This window comes from Agrococcus jejuensis, from assembly GCF_007679035.1.
Taxonomy (GTDB): Bacteria; Actinomycetota; Actinomycetes; order Actinomycetales; family Microbacteriaceae; genus Agrococcus; species Agrococcus jejuensis_A.
Window position 1 is genome coordinate 17,834 of sequence record NZ_VEFR01000002.1, and the last position, 23,494, is coordinate 41,327.

16 protein-coding genes are annotated in these 23,494 nt (G+C 73.8%); 4 read left to right on the top strand and 12 right to left on the bottom strand.

The window, feature by feature from the left end:
- Positions 1–43 precede the first annotated feature (43 nt).
- Positions 44–3,379 carry an ExeM/NucH family extracellular endonuclease gene (locus FS793_RS07100; protein WP_144719832.1) on the top strand — a complete coding sequence of 1,112 codons (3,336 nt, stop codon included), beginning with the start codon at positions 44–46 and terminating at the stop codon, positions 3,377–3,379.
- Between the two features lie 73 nt (positions 3,380–3,452).
- On the opposite strand, the gene FS793_RS07105 is transcribed toward FS793_RS07100, so the two are convergent.
- Positions 3,453–6,803: an error-prone DNA polymerase gene (locus FS793_RS07105; RefSeq protein ID WP_144719833.1), complete on the bottom strand. Its 3,351-nt coding sequence runs from the start codon at positions 6,801–6,803 to the stop codon at positions 3,453–3,455.
- Positions 6,804–7,148: 345 nt separating this feature from the next.
- On the opposite strand from FS793_RS07105, the gene FS793_RS07110 reads away from it, so the two are divergent.
- Positions 7,149–7,379 carry a hypothetical protein gene (locus FS793_RS07110; protein WP_144719834.1) on the top strand — a complete coding sequence of 77 codons (231 nt, stop codon included), beginning with the start codon at positions 7,149–7,151 and terminating at the stop codon, positions 7,377–7,379.
- A 39-nt stretch (positions 7,380–7,418) separates the two neighbouring features.
- Here FS793_RS07110 and FS793_RS07115 read toward each other — a convergent pair whose 3' ends face one another.
- The 4 genes from FS793_RS07115 to FS793_RS16165 form a co-directional block, all read right to left on the bottom strand.
- Positions 7,419–8,483, bottom strand: a complete 1,065-nt coding sequence (locus FS793_RS07115; RefSeq protein WP_144719835.1) for a hypothetical protein — start codon at positions 8,481–8,483, stop codon at positions 7,419–7,421.
- A 56-nt stretch (positions 8,484–8,539) separates the two neighbouring features.
- On the bottom strand, positions 8,540–8,920 hold the full coding sequence (locus FS793_RS07120) for a hypothetical protein (protein ID WP_144719836.1): 381 nt from the start codon (positions 8,918–8,920) through the stop codon (positions 8,540–8,542).
- Positions 8,921–9,202: 282 nt separating this feature from the next.
- A complete protein-coding gene (locus FS793_RS07125) occupies positions 9,203–10,909 on the bottom strand; it encodes a Y-family DNA polymerase (RefSeq protein WP_186329383.1) in 1,707 nt (568 codons plus the stop codon).
- Between the two features lie 349 nt (positions 10,910–11,258).
- Complete coding sequence (locus FS793_RS16165) at positions 11,259–11,879, bottom strand: hypothetical protein (protein ID WP_186329384.1); 621 nt, start codon at positions 11,877–11,879, stop codon at positions 11,259–11,261.
- Between the two features lie 451 nt (positions 11,880–12,330).
- Here FS793_RS16165 and FS793_RS07130 point away from each other — a divergent pair, with 451 nt between their 5' ends.
- Positions 12,331–13,554, top strand: a complete 1,224-nt coding sequence (locus FS793_RS07130; RefSeq protein WP_222123713.1) for a 4-alpha-glucanotransferase — start codon at positions 12,331–12,333, stop codon at positions 13,552–13,554.
- 303 nt (positions 13,555–13,857) lie between these two features.
- Here FS793_RS07130 and FS793_RS07135 read toward each other — a convergent pair whose 3' ends face one another.
- From FS793_RS07135 to argG, 3 genes are all read right to left on the bottom strand, one after another.
- Positions 13,858–15,537, bottom strand: coding sequence for a hypothetical protein (locus FS793_RS07135; RefSeq protein WP_144719839.1), 1,680 nt, complete (start codon positions 15,535–15,537; stop codon positions 13,858–13,860).
- 83 nt (positions 15,538–15,620) lie between these two features.
- Positions 15,621–16,535, bottom strand: a complete 915-nt coding sequence (locus FS793_RS07140; RefSeq protein WP_144719840.1) for a hypothetical protein — start codon at positions 16,533–16,535, stop codon at positions 15,621–15,623.
- Between the two features lie 256 nt (positions 16,536–16,791).
- A complete protein-coding gene (argG, locus tag FS793_RS07145; RefSeq protein ID WP_144719841.1) occupies positions 16,792–18,219 on the bottom strand; it encodes an argininosuccinate synthase in 1,428 nt (475 codons plus the stop codon).
- A gap of 60 nt (positions 18,220–18,279) precedes the next feature.
- Between argG and nagA the strand changes: the two genes are divergently transcribed.
- Positions 18,280–19,437 carry an N-acetylglucosamine-6-phosphate deacetylase gene (nagA, locus tag FS793_RS07150; protein WP_260980075.1) on the top strand — a complete coding sequence of 386 codons (1,158 nt, stop codon included), beginning with the start codon at positions 18,280–18,282 and terminating at the stop codon, positions 19,435–19,437.
- A 127-nt stretch (positions 19,438–19,564) separates the two neighbouring features.
- On the opposite strand, the gene nagB is transcribed toward nagA, so the two are convergent.
- From nagB to FS793_RS07170, 4 genes are read right to left on the bottom strand one after another with little or no spacing between them, the layout of a single operon-like run.
- Positions 19,565–20,347 (bottom strand): glucosamine-6-phosphate deaminase, encoded by a 783-nt coding sequence (nagB, locus tag FS793_RS07155; RefSeq protein ID WP_144719843.1) that lies wholly within the window; start codon positions 20,345–20,347, stop codon positions 19,565–19,567.
- Positions 20,335–21,240 (bottom strand): ROK family protein, encoded by a 906-nt coding sequence (locus FS793_RS07160; protein WP_144719844.1) that lies wholly within the window; start codon positions 21,238–21,240, stop codon positions 20,335–20,337. Before FS793_RS07160 ends, nagB begins: the two co-directional genes overlap by 13 nt.
- Positions 21,237–22,652, bottom strand: coding sequence for a glycoside hydrolase family 3 N-terminal domain-containing protein (locus FS793_RS07165; protein WP_144719845.1), 1,416 nt, complete (start codon positions 22,650–22,652; stop codon positions 21,237–21,239). The genes FS793_RS07160 and FS793_RS07165 overlap by 4 nt, the downstream gene beginning before the upstream one ends.
- Entirely contained in the window at positions 22,649–23,473 is an 825-nt protein-coding gene (locus FS793_RS07170; RefSeq protein WP_144720405.1) for a carbohydrate ABC transporter permease, read from the bottom strand. The genes FS793_RS07165 and FS793_RS07170 overlap by 4 nt, the downstream gene beginning before the upstream one ends.
- Positions 23,474–23,494: the final 21 nt, after the last annotated feature.

The following is a 23,494-nucleotide window of genomic DNA, read 5'->3' on the forward strand; positions in this document are numbered from 1 at the left end:
TAGGTTGAGCGGCAACCCCCGACCACCGGACCTTGGACCACGCATGCCTCAGGCCCTCCGACGCTCGCTGAGCGTCGCCACCGCGACAGCGCTCGCGGCATCCGCCCTCGTGGCGCTGGGGGGTGCCGGCGTCGCGAACGCCGCCGCCTACCCGACGATCAACGAGTTCTCCGCGAGCACGACCGGCAACGACGTCGAGTACATCGAGCTGCACGCGACGCCCGGCACCGACCTCACCGGCCACTCGCTCGTGGTCGTGCGCGGCGACGTCTCGGCGAACCTCGGCACCGTGCTGCGCAGCTACCCGGTCGCCGGCACCACCGACGCGAACGGACTGTGGCTGCTCGAGCTGCCCGCGAACGACCTGCAGAACGGCTCCATCAGCATCCTGCTCGGCACCGGCACCGCACCGGCCGTCGGCGCGGATGTGGACGCCGACGACGACGGCGTCATCGACGCAGCCCCCGGCTTCACGATCGTCGACGGGGTCGGCGTGAACGACGGCGGCATGAACGACGCCGGTCAGCGCGACGTCGTCTACGCGGAGACCTCGCTCGGCGTCGCCTACGACGGCCTCCCCTTCGCGCCCGGAGGCGCGAGCCGCATCCCCGACGGCACCGACACGAACTCGGCCGCCGACTGGGTGCGCAACGACTTCGATCTCGCCGGCATCGGCGGGGCCTCGGGCACGATCGTCGACGGCGAGGCGTACAACACCCCCGGCATCCTCAACCGCACCTTCGCCGACGGTCCGCCGCCGGTCGACGAGCTCGATCCCCTCGAGTGCGACGCCCCTGGCGTGACGCTCATCAGCGCCGTGCAGGGTGCCGGCGACGCGAGCCCGATCGTGGGCTCGGCCGTCGAGGTGCAGGGCATCGTCGTCGCCGTGCAGCCGGACCTCCTGGGCTTCGTCGTGCAGGAGGAGCTCGCCGACCAGGATGCGGACGCGCTCACGAGCGAGGCCGTCTTCGTCTACGACGTCGACGCCGCCGCTGACGTCGCCGTCGGCGACGCGGTGCGGGTCGGTGGCGAGGTCGCCGAGGAGGCGGGACTCACCCGCCTCGAGATCACGGGCATCGGAGGCTGCGCCGAGGCACAGACCCTGCCGCCCACCACCGAGGTCTCGCTGCCGCTCCAGAGCCCCGAGTCGCTCGAGAGCATGCTCGTCACGGTGCCGCAGACGCTGTCGGTGATCGAGACGTTCGAGTACGCGCGCTTCGGCACGATCGTGCTGGGCACCGATCGCCAGTTCCAGCCGACCGCGCTCTTCGCACCCGGCTCCGCCGAGGCCGTCGCGCTCGCGGCATCGAACTCGGCGAACCGCCTCATCCTCGACGATGCGAGCATCCTCCAGAACCCGGTGACGCCGCTGCACCCGAACGGGCAGCCCACCACGCTCGACAACCTGTTCCGCGGAGGCGACACCGTCGCGAACGTCACCGGCACGCTCGACTGGCGCATCACCGAGGCCGGCGACGCCGACTGGCGCATCCAGCCCACCGAGGGCGCTGACTACACGGCAGCGAACCCGCGCCCAGAGGTGCCCGACGTGGGCGGCTCGCTGCAGGTGGCATCGTTCAACGTGCTGAACTACTTCACGACGCTCGGCTCGCGCGGTGCCAACAGCGCCGCCGAGTTCGACCGCCAGGAGGCGAAGATCGTCGCCGCGATCCTCGAGCTCGACGCCGACATCGTCGGCCTCATCGAGATCGAGAACAACGGCACCGCCGTGCAGACCCTGGTCGACGCCCTCAACGAGGCCGCGGGCTCGGAGGTGTACACGCCCATCATCACCGGGCTGCTCGGCACCGACGCCATCACGCAGGCGTTCATCTACAAGGCCGACGTCGTGACGCCGCAGGGCGCCTTCGCAGCGCTCGACGGCGACATCGACCCGCGGTTCGACACCGACCGCAACCGGCCCGCGCTCACGCAGACGTTCGCGCAGAACGTCGACGGCGCGCTGCTCACCGTGTCCGTGAACCACTTCAAGTCGAAGGGCTCCGCCTGCAGCGGCGAGCCCATCGACGCGAACGGTCAGGGCGAGTGCAACCCCACTCGCACGCTCGCAGCGGAGGCGCTCGCCGACTGGCTCGCGACCGATCCGACGGGTGCCGACACCGACGACGTGCTCGTCATCGGCGACCTCAACTCGTACGACCACGAGGATCCGATCGTCGCGCTCGAGTCCGCCGGGTTCGTCGACCTCGAGGAGCGGTTCCAGGGCGAGGAGGCGTACTCGTACGTCTTCGACGGCCAGCTCGGCTACCTCGACTATGCGATGGCCACCGACTCGCTCGTCGACTCCATCACGGGCGCGCAGGCATGGAACGCGAACTCCGACGAGGTGCCGATCCTCGACTACAACCTGGAGTTCAAGTCGCCGGCGCAGGTCGCGCTCTTCGCGCCCGACGCGTACCGCGCATCCGACCACGACGCCGTGCTCGTCGGGCTCACGCTCGACCCGCCGACCGTCGAGGAGCCCGCGGTGTCGACCCTCGCGGGGCCGAACCGCTACGCGACGAGCGCCGCAGCCTCGGCTGCGCAGTTCGAGCCGGGCACCGACGTCTACCTGACGGCGGGCGAGGGCTTCGCCGACGCGCTCGCCGCCGGGCCCGCCGCAGCGCACGACGGCGCGAGCCTGCTGCTGACTCCCTCGGCGTCGCTGCTGCAGGTGACGCTCGACGAGATCGAGCGTCTCGCCCCGTCGTCGATCACGATCGTCGGCGGCGCGGCAGCCGTGTCGCCCGCCGTCGAGGCGCAGCTCGCCGCCGCATGGCCGGAGGTCGAGATCACCCGCATCTCGGGCGCCGACCGCTACGCGACGGCCGCCGCGGTCGCGACGGAGGTGTTCGGCACCGCCGACACCGCGTTCGTCGCGAGCGGCGCCGACTTCGCCGACGCCCTGTCGGCGAGCGGCGTCGCGGCGACCCTCGCCGATGCGCCCGTGCTGCTCACGATGCCGACGGGCCTGCCCGCCGGCACGGCGGAGGCGCTCGACGCGCTCGGCGCGTCCGAGATCGTCGTCGTGGGAGGCCGCGTCGCGATCTCCGACGGCGTCGTGCGCGAGCTGCGCGCCTACGGCACGACGACGCGCGTCGCCGGCGCCGACCGGTACGCGACGAACGCCGCCCTCGTGGGCGCGTACGTCGAGCCGACCGACCCGCAGACGATCGTCGTCGCCTCCGGTGGCGCCTTCCCCGACGCCCTGTCGGGCACGGCGATCGCCGGAGCGACGGGCGGCCCGCTGCTGCTGTCGGTGGGCCAGTGCGTGACGATCGACGTCGAGGACTCCATCGCCGGCTTCGCGCCGGCCGTCGTGCTCAACGTCGGCGGCCCCGCCGTGCTCTCGCCGGAAGCATGGCGCACGGCCTGCTGACGCGAGCCTGACGACGAGGAGGGCGGCATCCGGGCGACCGGATGCCGCCCTCCTCGTCGTGCGGTGCGCCGCGTCAGCGGAAGTCGCGCGACGGCGGCGCCGCCGCGTCGAACGGCTCGATCTGGTCGGCCATCATCGTCACGACCCCCTGCGAGTGCTGCAGGATGCCGCGCACCTTGAGCGCCGCCGAGTGCTTCGCGATGCTGCGGTACCGCTTCCAGAGCCCGACCGAGCAGATGACGTTGAGCATGCCGGTCTCGTCCTCGATGTTCATGAACGTGACCCCCTGCGCCGTCTGCGGCCGCTGCCGGTGCGTGACGATGCCCGCCGCCCACCGCCGACGCCCGGGCTCGAGATCCGCCAGCCGCGCGATGGGCACGACGCCCGCAGCCTCCAACGCCACCCGCGCATGCCGCACGGGATGGTCGTCGGGGCTCACGCCCGTCGCCCAGATGTCGAGCGCCGTCTGCTCGGCCTCCGACAGGATCGGCAGCAGCGGCGGCTGCACCGTCACCGACGTGCCCTCGAGCTGATCCTCGCGCTCGGTGGATGCGGGCGCCGCGAGCCACAGCGCCTCGCGGCGCTCGAGCCCGAGGCTCTCGAAGGCGCCTGCGGTCGCGAGCGACTCGAGCTGCCTGCGATCGAGCCGCGCCCGCCTCGCGACGTCGTCGATGCCCGTGAACGGCGACTCGTCGCGTGCCGCGACGATGCGCTCGGCGTCGGCCTCGCTCACGTGCGCGACGCTCGACAGACCCAGCCGCACCGCGAACCCCCGATCGCGGCGGTGCCGCGCGTGGTCGTTGGGGCCAGGCGTCCACGGCACCTCGGGCTGATGGTGCGCGAGGCAGGCGTCGTCGCCCGCGACGCGGTCGCCGCGCGCCTCGAGGTCGGCCGTCGCCGCCGAGCGCACGATGTCGGGCCCGAGCACCTCCACGCCGTGCCTGCGCGCATCCGCGCTCAGCGTCTGCCCCGACCAGAAGCCCATGGGCTGCGCCCGCAGCAGGCCGGCGAGGAACGCCGCCGGGTGATGCAGCTTCAGCCACGACGACGCGTACACGAGCTTGCCGAAGGCGAGCGAGTGCGACTCCGCGAAGCCGAAGCCCGCGAACGCCTCGATCTTGCGCCAGATGCTCTCGGCCAGGTCGCCGACGATGTCGTTCGCCTGCATGCCCGCGAAGAGCCGATCGCGCAGCTGCGCGACGCGCTCCTTGCTGCGCTTCGACGCGATCGAGCGCCGCAGCTCGTCGGCCGCGGCCGCGTCGAAGTTGCCGACGAGCACGGCGATCTGCATCAGCTGCTCCTGGAACAGCGGCACGCCGAGCGTGCGCGCCAACGCATCCTCGAGCAGCGGATGCGGATACGTGATCGGCTCCTGCCCGCTGCGCCTGCGCAGGTACGGATGCACGGCGTCGCCCTGGATGGGACCAGGGCGGATGAGCGCGATCTCGATGACGAGGTCGTAGAACGAGCGCGGCTTGAGCCTCGGCAGCGTGGCGAGCTGCGCCCGCGACTCGACCTGGAAGACGCCCACGGCATCCGCCTCGCACAGCATGTCGTACACGCCCGCCTCCTCCGCGGGGATCGTCGCGAGCGTCCACTCCTCGCCGAGGTGCTGCCTGGCGATGTCCATCGTGTGCTGCATCGCGCCCAGCATGCCGAGCCCCAGCAGGTCGAACTTCACGAGGCCCATCCACTCGCAGTCGTCCTTGTCCCACTGCAGCACCGTGCGCGCCTCCATGCGCGCGGGCTCGATGGGGCTCACGTGGCCCACGGGCTCCTTCGTGAGCACCATGCCGCCCGAGTGGATGCCGAGGTGACGGGGCGAGTGCAGGAAGTCGTCGGCGAGCGACAGCACGGGATCGGGGATGCCCTCGGTGCCGTCGACCGACGGCGCGCTCCACCCCTCGACGCGCTTCGACCACGCGTTCTGCTGCCCGACGGCGTAGCCGAGCGCCTTCGCCGCGTCGCGCACCGCCGACTTCGGCCGGTACGTGATGACGTTGGCGACCTGCGCCGCGTTGCGACGGCCGTACCGCTCGTAGACGTGCTGGATGACCTCCTCGCGGCGCGCGGCGTCGAAGTCGATGTCGATGTCGGGCTCCTCGGTGCGGATCATCGAGATGAACCGCTCGAACGGCAGCCGGTAGAGGATCGGGTCGACGGCCGTGATGCCGAGGATGAAGCACACGGCGCTCGCCACCGCCGAGCCGCGGCCCTGGCAGAGAATGCCGCTGGCGTGGGCGAAGTCGGCGATCTCGCTCACGATGAGGAAGTAGCCGGCGAAGCCCTTGTCGTCGATGAGGCGCAGCTCGTGGGCGAGGCGCTCGTCGACCGCCCGCTGGTCGACGTGCGGGTCGTCCGCGGGATAGACGCGGCCGCGGCGCTCGGCGACGAGCTGCCGCAGCCTCGACATCTGCGTGTGGCCCTCCGGCACCTCGGTGTCGGGCAGGCTCGGACTCGCGGCGCGCAGGCCGAACGCGAGGTCGCGGCCGATGGCGGCTGCGCGCTCGACGACGCCGTCGAACTGGCGGAAGCGCCACGCCATCTCGGCGCCCGACCGCAGCCGGGGCACGCCGCCGGCGGGCAGCCAGCCGTCGAGCTCGTCGATGCTGCGGCGGGCGCGCACCGCCGCCATCGCATCGCCCAGCAGCTGCTGCCTCGGGCTCGCGACGTGCGCGTTCGTCGTCGCCACCACCGGCAGGCCGCGTCGCTCGGCGAGGGCCTGGAGCGCCTGGTTGCGCTCGCCGTCGTCGGGCAGGCCGAGGTCGGTGAGCTCGACCATGACGCCGTCGCGGCCGAAGAGCGACACGAGCCGGTCGAGCTCGACGCCCGCCGCGTCCGCCCCCTCCCGCTCGAGCGCGCGGCGCACGGCGCCCTTGCGGCATCCCGTGGACACCATCCACTCCCCCGCACGCTCGGCGACCTGCTCGAGGTGCAGGATGGGGCGGCCCTTCTCGCCGCCGGCGAGGTAGCCGTCGGTGAGGGTCGCCGCGAGCCTGCGATACCCCTCGGGGCTGCGGGCGAGCACGAGCAGATGGTCGCCGACGGGGTCGGCGACGCCCTGCTGGGGCTCGGGCAGCTCGAGGCTCAGCTCGGCGCCGAAGATCGTGCGCAGGCCTACGTGGTCGGCGGCCTCGGCGAAGCGCACGGCGCCGTAGAGCCCGTCGTGGTCGACGAGCGCGAGGGCCTCGAGGCCGAGCGCCGTCGCCTCGGTGACGAGCTGCGCGGGGCTCGAGGCGCCGTCGAGGAACGAGTAGTGCGAGTGAGCGTGCAGCTCGGCGTACGGCACGACCCGCTCGGGATCGGGGCGCGTGCGGCGCTCGCGCGGCTCGGGGTTCGGCGTGAGCGACGGCGCCTCGGTGGCGCGGCCGTCGAGGATCGCCTCGAGCTCTCGCCACGGCATCGGCGGATTGCGCCAGCCCATCGCTCGGCCCCCTCCTGCTGCGATGCGGATGCGGCGCATCCGCTGCTCTCGTGCTGCGTGGGATGCGGGTGCATCCACGTCGTGCGCATCGGGCCGGCCTCCGCGATGGTGCGCTGCGACGATACGCCTGGATCGAACGTATGTTCGACCTCCGACGCGAACTCGCCTCAAGCCCTGGTCGAGGGTTCGGGCCACTTCCGGTCGATGAGTGGTCACTCGATGTCGCCGACACGCCGCTACGGCGACATCGACTGACCACTGTCGGCAGGGGGAGGGATGCGCGGTCGGGGCACGGCGACGGCGCGCCTGGTCGGTCGTGTCGGAGGTCGGTGCCACCCTCGTGCCATGACCGATCAGCACGACGAGCTCGAGCTCCAGCTCTGCGAGAGCGCGTGGTGCACGGCCGCCTTCGTGCCCGAGGAGGGCTTCGGCGGTCGGTGCCCCGCATGCCTCGCGGTCGCCGACGAGCACCACGCCTACGGCCACGCGACGGTGGTCGACGACTGCCTCGTGTGCGACCGCATCCCGAGCCTCGGCGCGGCGCGGTCGCGAGTCCGCTCGGCGAGCGCGGCGTAGCCGCACCACGACGCGACGTCGGCCGCGCGCGGTCGCGCGTCAGCCCTGTCGAGCAGGCTTGGCCGCTGCTGCCGAACCATCAGCGCGCTCGGCGATGAACGCGTCGATCACCGCCTCGGCGATGCCCGCTCGCACGAGCACGTCGCGCTCGTCGCGCGAGAGCGTGGGCCGCTGACGATCGACGCGCAGCTCGAGCTCGCGCATCCAGTCGTCGCCCGCACGCAGCGTCCTGGCGAACGCGGCGCGCTCGGCCGCCGTCGCGAGGCCGTCGACCGGTGCACCCCAGCGCCCGGCCTCGGCTGGGCGGCGACGCTCGCGGGCGAGCTCCACGAGCATGCGTCGCGCAGTCTCCTCCTCCTCGTCGCCTGCCCAGCTCAGCCAGCCGCGCACGAGCACGTGTCGCTCGTCGGCGTCGGTCAGCCGCTGCCACAGCTCGGCGACATGGGCTGCGACCACGCGCCGGCGACGCGCGTCCTGCCGCTTGAGGTGCGCGTCGAACGCGACGAGGAGGCCGCCTCCGACGATGCCGGCGCCCACGACGAAGAGCACGCCCTGCATGAGGAACTCGCCCGTCTCGGCTCCCGGCGTCCCCGTGGCGATGCGTACGACGACGCCGATGGCGACTCCCAGGCCACCAACCACGACGCCGAGGACTCCGGCGCAGCCGAGCGTCACGGCGACACCGCCCAGCCAGTCGAACCGACCGGCAGCGGGCGGGGCGACGACCACGTCGGCGATGCCCGACGGCACCGGCACGTCGAGCGGCAGGCCGAGGTGCTGCCCGGCGTCGAGGCGCGGCAGCCGCTCGAGCAGCGTGCGGCGCAGCGCGCGCACCTCGCTCGCTCGCGTCCAACCGGGGATCGCGATGCCCCACCGCGCCGCCTGGTCGGGCGAACGGAGGGCGCGGTAGTGCTCGGCGAGCATGCGCCGGATCGCCGGATCGGCGGCGGCGCCGGCGCGCAGCAGATCGCGGCGCTCCCCGTGCAGCGAGTGCGTCGGCGCGGTGCGCAGCAGCGCGAGCACGACCGGGAGCCGCTCGACGGCGCGCGCACGCTCGGCCCCGCGCCGCCGCTCGGCGCGCGTCGTCCGGGCGGATGCGCTCATCCTGCGAGCATCCCACGAGCGCGACACGTCGTCGCGCCAGGCCACGACCGCGTCGCCTAGGTCGTGGAGAGCCGCTCGCCGTCGCCCGTCGACGCCTGCCTGCGGTGCCACCAGCGGCGCTCGCCGCGCACGAGCAGCCAGAGCGCGCCGAAGCCGACAACCAGCGAGACGAGCACGAGCACGATGCCCTGCGCGACGAACGCGAGCACGTCTGCCATCGCATCGCCATCGGCGAGACGAGCGAGCGAGCCCGCGACGACGCCGATCACGCCAGCGACCGCCAGCATGAGCGCAGCAGCGGCCACGACGAGGCCGAGCACCTGCTGCCAGGCGACGCGTCGCTGCGGCGCAGGATCGGTGGCGCTGAGGACCGGGTCCGCGACCGGCGCGAGGTCCCGATCGCGCACGACGTCGTCGCTGCGCTCTCCCTGGACCATCCGTCGATGATCCCACGTCCGCACGCCGCTGCGCGTCAATGCCAGGCGCCTCGAGCGCTGAGATCGTGCGGTGGATGGCTAGCGGCGGTCTCGCACGCGGGTCGCGAGCGCATCGACGTCGGCCTGCGAGACTCCCGCACGCGCCGCAGATCGAGGGTCGGGTCGACCAGGAGACCGTCGAGCACCGCGGCGATGCGCTGCAGCTCGGCCGCATCCGCATGCCCGTGCCTGACCATCCTGCGAGCATCCCACGGTCGCGACCCTGCGTCGCGCCACGACGCGTCAGTCGTACCGACCCTCCGCGCGCCACCCGGCGGCGTCGCCCAGCAGCACCCACGCATCCCCTGCGCCATCGACGACCTGGATGCGCGCGAGCGCCTCGACGTGCGATCCCGCGCGCATGCGCAGCGGCCACGGCCCCGCCCACGCCGCCACGCGTCGGCGGTCGCCCGTCGGCGTGCGGAACCACGTCGGCGGGTGGATGCGCTCGCCCGTCTCGACCTCCGCACCCTCGGCATCGAGCAGCACGACCGGCTGCGGCGGACGGAACACCGTCGCCGGTCGCGGCTCGGGCAGCGACCCCGGCCACGGCCCCTCGCGCACGTCGGCGACCGCATCGCCCCACGGCGTCAGCACGCCCCGCTCGGCGAGCAGCCGGCCGCCGCCGAGGCTCGCCACCACGACGCCCTCGCGCCCCAGCACGCCCTGCAGCCGCTCGATGACGCCGCGCGTGCGCTCGTCGACGCCGCGCCCGCCCCACAAGCCGGGCATGTGCTCGGTGTCGCGCTCGAGCCGCTCGGGCGTGATGCGCACCTCGACGAGCGCGCTGTCGAGGCCGCTCTCGGCCAGCTGCCACCTGGCTCGGTCGACGACGTCGCGCGCGCGGAAGAACCCCGGCTTGCGCCACGTGCGCTCGCTGATGCCGCCGAGGTCGGCGCGCAGCAGGATGCGCACCTCGGCGACGACGAGGCGTCGGGCGGCGAGCTCGGCGACGTACGCATCCGCCCGACCCTGCAGCGCGAATCCCAGCTCCTCGCCGCCCTCGATGCCGGGCTCGAACTCGAGCGCGAGCGCGTCGGGCGGATGGTCGGAGCCCGGCTCGATGCGACGGTCGTCGAGACCGCGAGCGCGCTGCAGGTCGCGCAGCCCCTCGTGGCCGAAGCGGTCGCGCACGCTCGCGTCGGGCAGCGCCGCGAGGTCGCCGAGCGTGCGCAGGCCGAGGCGCAGCAGCATGCCGGCGAGCTCGCCGCCGAGCACCGTGACCGGCACGGGCGCGAGGAACGCGCGCGAGGCGCCGGACTCGACGATGCGGATGGGGGTGGGGTGCTGCGGATGCGCGGGGCTCGTGTCCACCTGCGGACCGGGGGTGCCGGGAGTCGCGTGGGAGATGTGCACGTGAGCGGGGTCCCGTCGCCCATGCGGGCCTGCTCGCCCGCTCACGTGCACATCTCCTGCAGACGAAGGGGCGGCCGGCACGCCCTCGTGCCCGGCGGGCGCGGGATGCGACGCCGGGGGCGCCGCATCCGCCACGGCTGCGCGCTCGGCGAGCTCGGCCGTGAACCGATCGTCGGCCACGCCCACGCGCACGCGCAGCCCGAGCGGCGCGAGGGCGGCGACGATCGCCGCGACCGCCTCGCGCTCGCCACCGTAGAAGCGGGTGGCGCCGCGCATCGGCAGCGCGAGCGCACCGTCGCCGAGCCCCTGCACGCCCGGCACGACGGACTCGACCGCTCGGATGACGTGCGCGAACGCGAGCACCTCGCCCACGGCATCCGCATCCGCGAGCACGAGCGACGGCGCACCGGCCTGCGCATCGCGCACCCGCTGCCCCACGCGCACGCCGACCGCGCGAGCGAGGTCGTCGCACGCGACGATGCGATGCAGGTGCGTCGTCGCCACGGGCACGCCGCCCGGCAGCTCGCCAGCGGCGCGCGCCACCTCGACCGACCAGTCGGGCACGCGCACGACCGCGATGCGCCGGGCGGTCACGGGATGCTCCGGGGTGCGCTCGAGCGAGAGGTGGGGCCGTTGCGAGGTGCGCTTCGCGGTTGCGAGGTGCGGTCCTCGCGTTGAGGTGCGGTTGCAACCGCACCTGAACACGAGAAGCGCACCTCGGCAGCAAGAACCGCACCTGAACGCGAGAGGCGCACCTCGCAACGGGGATGGCGACCGTGGTGGCGACCGACGTCTCGGCCGCGCGCCGAGGTGCGGTTGGTGCGCTCGGATGCGGAAGGAGCCGCACCCGAGCGCACGAAGCGCACCTCGGAGCCGGGCTGCGCAGCACCGGTCGACGAGCATCCGCGCGCCCGCAGCCGCAGCGCCCGGCATCCATCGACGCTCACCGGGAACCGCCCAGGTCGACGACCGCACGCCTGGGCACGCGGTCGCCCGCCGACACCTCGACCTCGAGCCGTGCCGTGCGGATGCGGCCGAGGCCGTCGTCGGCACCCGCCCACGTGGCGCCGAGCGTGCGGATGCGGCTCGCCGGCTGCGGCCAGTCGCCGAGCACGAGCAGGCAGCCGTCGGCGCCGCGCACCCGGGCGGCGAGGCGCGCAGCCTCGGCGGGCGCGAGTCGCGAGGGAGCGGCGGCGAGCACGACGGGCAGCACCTCGGCGAACCCCGCGACCGCCGACGCCCACGCCTCCCCCGGCTGCGGCACGAGCACGACGCGATCGACGGGCACGCCCGCATCGGCCGCCGCCTCGACGCCGACGTCGGCGAGCCCGATCATCGCGCCCCATCCACCCGCCGGCAGCGCCGTGGCGAGCATGCGCAGCGCGAGCGATCGCGAGTCGACCGCGTGCACGCCGCCGATGCGCAGCGCAGGCAGCACGCGCTGCAGCGCAGCCGGCGTCGGCAGGCCGACGACCTCGACGGCCGTCGACTCCATGCCGCGCATCCGCGAGCGCAGCGCCTCGATGGTCGCGGCCTTGCCGCGGTCGAGGTCTGCGATCGTCATGCATCCATGATCGAACGTATGTTCGAATGCGGCAAGTCGCTGCGGCGTGTCTCCCAGCGGCTCGTGCCCCGGATGCGCGCGTCGGTCGAGCGCGCGGATCGCGCGGTCGAGCGGCGGCGGCGGGCGGTCCCTGCACGCCGATCCCTCGAGCATCCTCGGCACCCCCGACACGTCTCGCGCGCCGCTCGCCCGCATCCTCCATCCGCACCGACAGTGGTCAGTCGATGTCGCCGTCGCGGCGCATCGACGACATCGAATGACCACTCAGACGCATCGAGCGACCACTCACCGCACGAAGCCGCCACTCACCGCACGACGTCGCCGAGCACCGCAGGACACGGCCGATCGGCACGCAGGCGGGACGAGCGCGGGGCCGACGGCCGCACTGCCGCGCACGCGCGCCGACCGCAAGTCCGCACGCGGCACCCCGACCGTCTGCCAGGCTCGACGCGTGCTCCCCGATCGCGCGAGCGGCATCCAGCTGCACCTCACGTCCCTGCCCGACGGACGCCTCGGCGCATCCGCCCACCGCTTCGTCGACTGGCTCGCCGACGCCGGCCAGACGGTGTGGCAGGTGCTGCCGCTCACGGTGCCCGACGCGTTCGGCTCGCCGTACGCATCGCCGTCGGCGTTCGCGGCGAGCCCTGCGCTGCTCGAGCATCCGGATGCACCGGTCAGCCAGGAGGAGGTGCGCGCGTTCGCCGAGCGCCACGCCTACTGGGCGCCGTCGTGGGTCGCGCACGGCGGCGACCTCGCCGACCAGGTGCGCTTCGACCGCGAGTGGGGCGCGCTGCGCGCCTACGCGACCGAGCGGGGCGTGCAGATCCTCGGCGACGTGCCGATCTACGTCGCGCAGGGCGGTGCCGACGAGGCCGCGTGGCCCGAGTACTTCCGGTCGGATGCCGTCGCGGGCGTGCCGCCCGACGCGTACGCCGCGACCGGCCAGCTGTGGGGCAACCCGCTGTACGACTGGGATGCGCTCGCCGCCGACGGCTACCGCTGGTGGATCGAGCGCCTGCGCCGCACGTTCGACCTCTACGACCTCGTGCGCATCGATCACTTCCGCGCGTTCAGCGACTTCTGGGCCGTGCCGGCCGGGGATGCGACGGCCGAGCGGGGCGTGTGGGAGCCCGGCCCCGGTCGCGCGATGTTCGACGCCGCGAACGCCGAGCTCGGGCCGCTGCCCGTGCTCGCCGAGGATCTTGGCGACATCGACCAGCCCGTGCTCGACCTGCGCGACGCGCTCGGCCTGCCCGGCATGGCGGTGCTGCAGTTCGCCTTCGAGGGCGACGCCTCGAGCCCGCACGAGCCCGCGAACCTCACGCGCGAGCAGGTCGTCTACACGGGCACGCACGACAACGACACCGTCGCCGGCTGGTGGGCGGGGCTGTCGCGGTCGCGTCGTCGCGCGGCGCGTCGCGCGATGCGCGACGCGGGCGCCCGCTGGTCGACGCGGCGCCGCGAGCCGTCGTGGGGTCTCATCGAGGTCGCGCAGCACGGTCCGAGCCGCCTCGCGATGGCGCAGGCGCAGGACGTGCTCGGCCTGGGCTCCGAGGCCCGCATGAACACGCCGGGCACGGCGTCGACGTGGGGCTGGCGGATGGATGCGGGCGCCCTGACCCCGGCGCACGCAGCCAGGCTCCGAGCGATCACGGAGGCAGCGGGCCGCGTCTGACGCGTCATGGCACGCTGACGCGGGCCGTCGGGCTGCACCGCATCCCTCGGGCCCGCGCGCGCGTGCGGTCCTGTCGACCACCCCGATCCGTGGTCGCCATGCTCAGGCACGGCGGCGAGCACCTGAGGACGGGTGGCGCTCGTCGGGTGCCGCACCTGAGCACGGTGAGCACGGATCGGGATGGTCGACTCGTCGCGACGACGAGCCGTGGCCGCGCGAGCCGGCTGCGCGCCCTCTCGGCGGCAGCCGGCTCCCGTGGTGCTCGGTGATGCGGACCGCAGCCCGCATCACCGAGCGATGGACTCAGCCACGCTGACGCTGCGTGCGCAGACGCGCACCCAGCATGAGCAGCAGGCCGAGCAGGAGTGCCGCGAGCGCGAGGCCGAGGCCTCCGACCTCGGCGCCGGTGACGGGCAGCGACGCCGTGGGCGTCGCGGCCTGCGCCGGAGCGTCAGCCTTCGCGGTGCCGGTCGGCACGCCTGCGGGCGTGGCGCCCGCGGGCGTCTCGCCGGCTGCCGGGGTGTCCGTGCCGGGGTCACCCGTCGACGGGGCGTCCGTACCGGGGTCGGTCGGCTCGGTCGGCGTCGTCGGCGTGGTGGGGTCGGTCGGGTCGGTCGGCGTCGTGATGACCGTGGTCGTCGACCCGGTCGTGGTGGCGTCGCCGAGCACCGACACGGCGTTGCCGCCGATCGTCACGGGAGCCACGATCGCGATGCCCGAGCCGATGCCCGAGAGCAGCCCGTCGTCCTGCGACGTGCCGTCCGACGTGCCCGTCGCAGGCGCCACGACCGTGGTCGTCGCCCCCTCCGACGTCGCGTCGCCCAGACCCGCGACGGCGTTGCCGCCGATGGTCACGGGAGCCGAGGCGCCGAGCGCCGAGTCGATGCCCGACAGCAGGCCGTCGTCACCCGACGACGTGCCCTCGGACGTCCCGGCGGCAGGAGCGGTCACCGTGGTGCTCGCACCCTCCGAGTGCGCATCACCCAGCACCGACACCGCGTTGCCCGACACCGTCACCGGCGCCGACACCACGCCCGCCGAGCCGAGGCCCGACAGCAGCGAGTCGTCGTCCGACGACCCCGTCGACTCCGCCGTTCCCGTCGCAGGAGCGTCGACCGTGGTCTCCGCACCCTCCGAGGACGCGTCGCCGAGACCGGCGATGGCGTTGCCACCGATCGTCACCGGCGCCGAGGCACCGAGCGCCGAGTCGATGCCCGACAGCAGGCCGTCGTCACCCGACGACGTGCCCTCCGACGTACCCGTCGCAGGAGCGTCGACCGAGGTCTCCGCACCCTCCGAGTGCGCGTCACCCAGCACCGACACCGCGTTGCCCGACACCGTCACCGGCGCCGACACCACGGCAGCCGAGCCGATGCCCGACAGCAGACCCTCGTCATCCGACGAGCCCGTCGCCTCGGACTCGCTCGTCGCAGGAGCGTCGACCGAGGTCTCCGCACCCTCCGAGTGCGCGTCACCCAGCACCGACACCGCGTTGCCCGACACCGTCACCGGCGCCGACACCACGGCAGCCGACGCGAGGTCGGATGCGACGGACTCCTCGGAGCCCCCGGATGCCGTCGCAGTGGACGTGGCGGGAGCGGCGACCGCGGTGGCCGCGTCGTCGCTGGTCGCGTCGCCGGCGACGCTCACGGCGTTGCCCGAGATGGTGACGGGCACGGAGATCACTGCCCCTGACGAGTCACCGGCGAGGATGCCGCCCGACGAGTCCGCGGGCGCGGAGGCCGTCGTGGCGGTGGACGCTGCATCGACCGACGTGACGGCACCGGAGGTGCTCGCATCGTCGCCGCCGACCGCATTGCCTGCGATCGTGACGGGCAGCTGGACGTCGACGACCGACGTGAGGTCGGAGACGATGCCCGACCCGTCGTCGCCCGTGTCGGCACTGGCGACTGCCGTGCCCGCGGCCCACAGGCCGCCTGCGACGGCTGCGACCAGCAGCCCTCGCTTCACATGCGTGTTCATGATGAACCCTTCTGAAGGATGTGCTTCGCCTGCTCCGGTCGGAGCGGCGTGCGTGGCCACGCGAAGGCGTGGCGCGGCATCCGTCAGTCAGGGCTCGAGTCGTGGTCTCCCACCACGGAGGCGGGCAGGTCGTCGTCATCCGCGAGCGCGCCGAGGATGGCGCCGCTCGAGCGGAGGAGGTCATGGGTCGCGTCGCCGACGACGACCGCGCCGACGGCGGACGCCGCGGGCGCGACGGCACCCGGCACCTCGACGGGCGTCGGGGGCACCGGAGCGCGGGGCGCATCGATCGGCAGCGCACCGAAGGGCGACGCCGACGGCATCGCCGCGACGGGCGCGGGCACCGAGAGCGCAGCCTGCGTCGCACGGATGGCGACGGAGGTGGCAGTGCGATCGCCCGCGACGATCGCTGCAGCGGCGCTCGCGTCCGATGCCGTGACGACCGGGGAGGCCAGGGGGACGTCGCCGCTCGCATCGCCCTCGTCGGGCGTCGGGAGCATCGGGAGCTCGGCATCGGGCGCGGGCTCGAGAGCGCCGTCGACGGCGTCGACGATGGGCTCGGTCACCGAGCCCACGGGCGTCGACACGAGCCCACCGACCACCGGCACGGCGGCGACGACGTCGTCGACGCCCGAGGCGATCGGCGTCACGACGCTGGAGACCGGAGAGATGGCCTGCACGACGGGCTCGACGACCTGCACGACGGGCTGCGCGATGGCCTGCACGACGGGAGCGGCGGGCTCGGTCACGGCCGTCGCGGGCGCGGCGACGACGGCGACGACCTGCACGGCGGGCTCGACGAGGGACGTGGTCGCGTCGACGAGCGTCTGGCTCGTGGAGCCGAGCGTCGAGTCGAGGAGGCCGGCGCCATCGTCGGCGGCTGCATGCGAGCCGCCGAGGAGCAGTCCGCCGACGACGGCGGCTCCGGCAGCTGCGACGCCCAGCAGGGCAGCGCGCACGATGCGGCGGTGGTCGACGACCATGCTCCGCGCATCCATGCGACACCTCCATCGGCAGTGCATCGGAGGACTCCTCAGTCCTTCGTACCCCTTAGAGGACACCTCAGGCGCGCAGTGCGTCGACCCCCTTGCGCCTTCCAGCGAGATTCGTCCACGCGGGCGCGCGGGTCCGGAGCCACCCCGGCATCCGGATTGGACGCATCTCGGATCGCTCGACGCGGCATCCTGCGTGCCCCACGACGAGGAGCGCCGTCCCCGCTCCGGGACGGCGCTCGGATGCCTCAGGAGGCCGTCGTCAGTCGGTGCCCGCGTCGAACGCCGCGCGCTCGCCGGCCTCGTCGAGCGAGTCGAGGTCGGCGCCGGTCGACGAGCCGCCGCTCGCGATGAGCGCGGCGCCGCCATGCTCGAGCTCGCCGATGAGCGCGGCGGTCTCACCCGTGACGAGGCCCGCGGCCGCGTACTGCTCGAGCCGCTGGCGCGAGTCGGCGATGTCGAGGTTGCGCATCGTGAGCTGGCCGATGCGCTCGGTCGGGCCGAACGCGGCGTCGCCGACGCGCTCCATCGACAGCTTCTCGGGGTGGTACGACAGCGAGGGTCCGGTCGTGTCGAGGATCGTGTAGTCCTCGCCGCGGCGCAGGCGCAGCGTGACGGTGCCGGTGACCGACGAGGCGACCCAGCGCACGATCGACTCGCGCAGCATGAGCGACTGCGGGTCGAGCCAGCGGCCCTCGTACATGTAGCGCCCGAGGCGACGACCCTCGTTGTGGTACGTCGCGACCGTGTCCTCGTTGTGGATCGCGTTGAGCAGACGCTCGTAGGCGATGTGCAGCAGCGCCATGCCCGGAGCCTCGTAGATGCCGCGCGACTTCGCCTCGATGATGCGGTTCTCGATCTGGTCCGAGACGCCGATGCCGTGGCGGCCGCCGATCGTGTTGACCTCGTCGACGAGCGCGACCGCGTCGAGCTCGACGCCGTTGACCGACACGGGGCGGCCGGCTTCGAAGCCGATCGTCACGTCCTCGGTCTCGATGACGACGTCGTCGCGCCACGACGCGACGCCCATGATGGGCTCGACGAGCAGCACCGAGGCGTCGAGCTGCTCGAGGTCCTTCGCCTCGTGCGTCGCACCCCAGATGTTCGCGTCGGTCGAGTACGCCTTCTCCGCGGAGTCGCGGTAGCCGAAGCCGTGCTCGACGAGCCACGCCGACATCTCCGAGCGACCACCGAGCTCCTCGACGAACTGCGCGTCGAGCCACGGCTTGTAGATGCGCAGCGCCGGGTGGGCGAGCAGGCCGTAGCGGTAGAACCGCTCGATGTCGTTGCCCTTGTAGGTGGAGCCGTCGCCCCAGATGTCGACGCCGTCCTCCTTCATGGCGCGCACGAGCATCGTGCCCGTGACGGCGCGGCCGAGCGGCGTCGTGTTGAAGTAGGTGCGGCCGCCGGAGCGGATGTGGAAGGCGCCGCACTGCAGCGCGACGAAGCCCTCCTCGACGAGCATCTCGCGGGCGTCGACGAGGCGGGCCTTCTCGGCGCCGTACTCGAGCGCGCGGCTCGGCACGGCATCGATGTCGGGCTCGTCGTACTGGCCGATGTTCGCCGTGTATGTGAAGGGGACGGCGCCGTTGTGCCGCATCCAGGCGACCGCCACGGAGGTGTCGAGCCCTCCCGAGAAGGCGATGCCGACGCGCTCGCCGACGGGCAGGGAGGAGAGGACCTTCGACATGCCCTCCAGCCTAGAGCCGCGCGGATGCTGGCGCTGACGCGCGTCGCTAGGGTCGGAAGGGTGGATGCGCACGTCGAGACCGCTGCCGGCACGACGCTGCTGCGAGGCCGCGTCGTCTCCGATGGCCTGGCCGCCGACGCGGCGTGGGTGCTCGTGGAGGGCGACCGCATCGTCGATGTGGGCACGGGCGTGCCGCCGGCCGCGGATCGGACGATCGACGGCGCCGTCGTGGCGCCCGGATTCGTCGACCTGCACTGCCACGGTGGCGCGGGCGTCGCGTTCGACGACGGCGAGGACGCGATCGAGCGGGCGATGGCCTTCCACCGCGCCCACGGCACGACGCGGCAGCTCGCATCCCTCGTCACGGGATCGCTCGACGACATGACCGCCCGCACCGCCGCCGTCGCGGCCGTCGCGGCGCGCGACGACCGCCTGCTGGGCGTGCACCTCGAGGGGCCGTGCATCGCCGAGGCGCGCAAGGGCGCGCACGACGTGACGCTGCTGCGCGACCCCGACGCCGCATCCCTCGACGTGCTCGTCGGAGGCGTGGGCGAGCTGCTCGCGATGATCACGCTCGCGCCCGAGCTCGACGGCGGCATGGCTGCCGTCGCGGCGCTGTCGGCGCGCGGCTGGCGCGTGGCGGTGGGCCACACGGATGCCGTCGTCGAGCAGGGCGCTGCGGCGTTCGACGCGGGCGCGACGATCGTGACGCACGCGTTCAACGGCATGCGCGGCCTCGACCACCGTGCCCCCGGCGTGCTGCCGGCGGCGTTCGACGACGAGCGCGTGACGATCGAGGTCATCGCCGACGGCGTGCACGTGCATCCGCGCATGGTTCGCCTGCTCTTCGACGCGGCGCCCGGCCGCATCGCGCTCATCACCGATGCCATGGCGGCCGCCGGGCAGCCCGACGGCGAGTGGATGCTCGGCTCGCTCGCGGTGACGGTGACGGATGGCGTGCCGCGGCTGCGCGACGGCGGCGCGATCGCGGGGTCGACGCTCACGCTCGACCACGCCGTGCGGGTCGCGGTGGATGCGGGCGTGCCGCTGGCCGCGGCGATCGACGCCGCGACGCGCGTGCCCGCGCGGGCGCTGGGCGTCGACGACCGCTTCGGGTCGATCGCGTCGGGCCGGGTCGCGGACCTCGTCGTGCTCGACGAGCACCTGCAGGTCGCCGCGGTGCTCTCCCGCGGTGCCGTCGTGCCGCTCGTCGACTGACGCCGATTGGTCCAGTTCTGGACCGATCGGCCGGTGCGGACCTACGAGACGCGGCCAATCACCGCAGGAACTGGCCAATCACCGCAGGAAGTGGCCAATCGACGAGGACGACGCCGTCGACCCTCGACTAGGCGTCGGGCTGCACGATGCTGCGGTGCTCGACCGTGTAGCGGTAGTAGTCGGTGAGGGTGAGCTCGGAGGCGGCCGCCTCGTCGATCACGATCGTGGCGTGGCGGTGCAGCTGCAGCACCGATCCGGGCCACATCGACGACACCGGGCCCTCGACGATCTGCGCGATCGCGTGCGCCTTCGACGCCCCCTGCGCCACGAGCAGCGCGCGCTTGGCGTCGAGGATCGTGCCGAGGCCCTGCGTGAGGCAGTGCATGGGCACCTGGTCGAGGCTGTCGAAGAAGCGCGCGTTGGCCTCGCGCGTCGCGGGCGCGAGCGTCTTGACGCGCGTGCGCGAGACGAGCGACGACGTGGGCTCGTTGAAGCCGATGTGGCCGTTGCCGCCGATGCCGAGCAGCTGCACGTCGACGCCGCCCGCGGCGGCGATCTGCGCCTCGTAGTCCTCGGCGGCGGCGTCGAGGTCGGCGGCGAGGCCGTCGGGCACGCGCACGCGCGACGCGTCGAGGCCGAGCGGCTGCACGACCTCGCGGTCGACCACCGCGTGGTACGACTCGGGGTGGTCGTGGGCGATGCCCACGTACTCGTCGAGCGCGAACGCCGACACGCGCGAGAGGTCGAGCCCCGCGTCGCGGCGCGCGGCGAGCGCACGGTACGTCTCGAGCGGGCTCGACCCGGTCGCGACGCCCAGCACCGCCTCGGGCTTCGCCGCGACGATCTCGGCGATCCGTCCGGCTGCGAACGCTCCGACCTCGACCGACCCTGCCACGATCACGACTTCCACGCGCTGCTCCCCACGATCGCGGCCCCGACGGCGGCCGGCTGGCTGCCTGCTGGGACCATGTGCACCCTCGACGGTATCGCCAACGCGGCGAGGAAGGGCGACGCCGCCGACCACTCGCCGAGCCGCTCGCGGATGCCGTCGAGCAGCGGTGCTCCGAGGCCGCGCATGCCGCCGCCGATCGCCACCGCGTCGACGTCGACCGTCAGCACCAGCATGCGCACGGCGTGCGCGAGCGCGTCGACGACGACGTGCCACTCGGCGGATGCCATGGCCGAGCCGGCACGGGCCGCCTCGAGCATGCGAGCGGCGGGCCACGGCTCGCCCCAGCGCTCCGCGAGCGCCCATCCGGCCGCGACGGTCTCGAGGCATCCGGCCTGTCCGCACCGGCAGACCGCGGTCGCGCCCGGCACGGGCACGTGGCCGATCTCGCCCGCGACGCCGGTCGCACCGCGCCAGACGGCGCCGTCGAGCAGCACGCCGGCGGCGATGCCGGTGCCGAGGCCGAGGTAGGCGAACGCATCCGCGTCGCTGCCGAGCAGGTGGCGGGCGCCGAGCGCCGCGGCGTTGACGTCGTTCTCGACGAGCACGCGCGTGCCGAGGCGGTCGCCGACGGCGGCGCCGACGTCGAACGCGCCGAGGCCCAGGTGCACGGCGTTGCGGATGCGCGAGCGGTCGGCATCCACCTGCCCGGGGATGCCGAGGCCGACCCCGTCGAGCTCGGAGACGCCGACGCCGACGTCGCGCAGCACGAAGCGCGCCGCAGCGAGCACGGAGTCGACGACGCCCTCGCCGAGCTCCGTCGGCACCTGATGCTGGCCGACGACGGCGCCGTCGCTCGCGAGCAGCACGGCGGCCGTCTTCGTGCCGCCCACGTCGATGCCCAGCCGCATCATGCGCGCTCGATCCAGCGACGCACGGCGGCGCCGACGGCGGCGGAGGCGCCGAAGGTGGCGACGTCGGCGCAGTCGCCCGCCGACCAGCCGAGGTCGATCGCGAGCACGTCGTGGCGCGCGCGCAGCCCGTCGAGCGTCGCCCGCGACTCCGAGCCGCGCTCGAGGTCCTTGCCCACGACCACGACCGGTCCGGGCTCGAGGTCCGGCACCGCGCCGGGCTCGACGACGATGGATGCGGCGAACGGATCCCACGGCACGGCACCGGCGGCGATGTTCGCGGCGCGCTCGATGCGCACCGTCGTCGTGGCGCGGTCGGCACGACGCACGCGGCGCAGCCACGCGCGCGCGCGATCCGAGAGCGCGAACGTCGACGCGATGCGGTCGAGCTCGCCCTCGTCGAGGCCGGAGAGCTCGGCGAACGGCAGCGGCGCCGGCGACGTCGCCGCGAGGGCGCGCACGCGTGCCGCGGCGTCGCGCACGCGCGCCTCGGGCAGCCGCCCCTCGGCGACGGCCGCGAGCACGGCCGCCTCGATGGCATCCATGCCGTCCGGCCCCGTCGCGGTGCCGAGGCACAGCAGGTCGCACCCGGCCGCGAGTGCGCGCACGGCGGCCTCGGGGATGCCGGTCTCGCCCGACGCGCCCGCCATGTCGAGCGCATCCGACACGATGACGCCCTCGAAGCCGAGCTCGCCGCGCAGCAGTCCCTGCAGGATGCGCGGCGACAGCGTCGCCGGCACGTCGTCGAGGGCGGGCAGCACGATGTGCGAGGTCATGATCGTGGCGGCGCCGGCCGCGATGGCGGCGCGGAACGGCGCGAGCTCGCGTGCCTGCAGCACCTCGAGCGAGGCGTGCACGACCGGCAGCCCGAGATGGGAGTCGACGGCGGTGTCGCCGTGGCCGGGGAAGTGCTTCGCGCTCGTCGCGACGCCCGTCGCCTGCACGCCCTCGACCCAGGCGCCCACGTGCCGGGCGGCGAGCGCCGCATCCGCCCCGAACGAGCGCACGCCGATGACGGGGTTGCGAGGATCGACGTTGACGTCGGCGACGGGGCCGAACGTGAGGGTGCAGCCGGCGGCGCGCACGTCGCGACCGACGCGCTCCCCCACCGATCGCGTCCATGCGACGTCGTCGGCGCGGCCGAGCACCGCCGAGCCCGCGTACGGGGCGCCGGTGGCGTAGTGGATGCGCGTGACGTCGCCGCCCTCCTCGTCGATCGCGACGATCGCGTCGGGGCGCGCGGCGCGCACGGCATCCGCGAGCGCGCGCACGGTCGCGGCGTCGGGCGCGTTCTCGCCGTAGAGGCACACGGAGGCGAGGCCGTCCGCGAGCCGCGCGGCGACCCAGGGGGGCAGCGTCGCACCCTCGAACCCCGGCATGAGCGTGGCCCGCACGTCGTGCAGCAGCGTCGTCATCCCTTCACCGCCCCGCTCACGAGACCGCTCGTCATGCGCCCCTGCACGATGAGGAAGAACAGCACGACCGGGATCGCCATGAGCGTCGATCCCGCCATGATCGCGGCCCAGTTCGTCGTGCCGTTGAGCGCGAGGAACGTGCGCAGCCACACGGGCAGCGTCATGAGCTGCGGGTCGGTGTTGACGATGAGCGCGATGAGGAACTCGTTCCAGGCTTGGATGAAGGCGAAGACGCCGGTGGCGACGAGGCCGGGCGCGAGCAGCGGGAAGGTGACGCGGAAGAACGCGCCGACGCGCGAGCAGCCGTCGATCATCGCCGCCTCCTCGAGCTCGATCGGCACGCCGTCGACGAAGCCGCGCAGCGTCCAGATCGTGAATGGCAGCACCGTCGCCGTGTAGACGAGCACGAGGGCCAGGATCGTGTTGAGCAGCTGCCAGCCGTCGAGCACGCGGTAGAGCGACACCATCATCGCCTCGAGCGGCAGCATCTGGATGACGAGGATCGCCACGATGAACCCGCGGCGGCTGCGGAAGCGGAAGCGCGAGATCGCGACGGCTGCGAGGAACGCGAGCACGGCCGCGATGAGCACCGTCGCCGTCGTCGCGATGAGCGACGTGCCCAGCGCCGGCAGGAAGGGCGTGCGGCCCGGATCGAGCAGCACGGTCTCGTAGTTGCGCAGCGTCCACGTCTCGGGCCACAGCTGCAGCGACGTCGAGCGCACCTCGGAGTTCGGCTGGAACGACGTCTTCACCATCCAGTAGACGGGGAAGACCGAGCAGACGAAGACGACGACCGCGACGGCGCACCACAGCACCGTCATGCCGCGGTAGGCGGGCGAGCG

What these genes read in the sequence shown, in the direction of transcription:
- FS793_RS07100 (WP_144719832.1), top strand. Translation starts at nt 44, where the DNA reads ATGCCTCAGGCCCTCCGACGCTCGCTGAGCGTCGCCACCGCGACAGCG.
- FS793_RS07105 (WP_144719833.1), bottom strand. Translation starts at nt 6,803, where the DNA reads ATGGGCTGGCGCAATCCGCCGATGCCGTGGCGAGAGCTCGAGGCGATC.
- FS793_RS07110 (WP_144719834.1), top strand. Translation starts at nt 7,149, where the DNA reads ATGACCGATCAGCACGACGAGCTCGAGCTCCAGCTCTGCGAGAGCGCG.
- FS793_RS07115 (WP_144719835.1), bottom strand. Translation starts at nt 8,483, where the DNA reads ATGAGCGCATCCGCCCGGACGACGCGCGCCGAGCGGCGGCGCGGGGCC.
- FS793_RS07120 (WP_144719836.1), bottom strand. Translation starts at nt 8,920, where the DNA reads ATGGTCCAGGGAGAGCGCAGCGACGACGTCGTGCGCGATCGGGACCTC.
- FS793_RS16165 (WP_186329384.1), bottom strand. Translation starts at nt 11,879, where the DNA reads ATGACGATCGCAGACCTCGACCGCGGCAAGGCCGCGACCATCGAGGCG.
- FS793_RS07135 (WP_144719839.1), bottom strand. Translation starts at nt 15,537, where the DNA reads ATGAACACGCATGTGAAGCGAGGGCTGCTGGTCGCAGCCGTCGCAGGC.
- FS793_RS07140 (WP_144719840.1), bottom strand. Translation starts at nt 16,535, where the DNA reads ATGGATGCGCGGAGCATGGTCGTCGACCACCGCCGCATCGTGCGCGCT.
- argG (WP_144719841.1), bottom strand. Translation starts at nt 18,219, where the DNA reads ATGTCGAAGGTCCTCTCCTCCCTGCCCGTCGGCGAGCGCGTCGGCATC.
- FS793_RS07160 (WP_144719844.1), bottom strand. Translation starts at nt 21,240, where the DNA reads ATGATGCGGCTGGGCATCGACGTGGGCGGCACGAAGACGGCCGCCGTG.
- FS793_RS07165 (WP_144719845.1), bottom strand. Translation starts at nt 22,652, where the DNA reads ATGACGACGCTGCTGCACGACGTGCGGGCCACGCTCATGCCGGGGTTC.
- FS793_RS07170 (WP_144720405.1), bottom strand. Translation starts at nt 23,473, where the DNA reads ATGACGGTGCTGTGGTGCGCCGTCGCGGTCGTCGTCTTCGTCTGCTCG.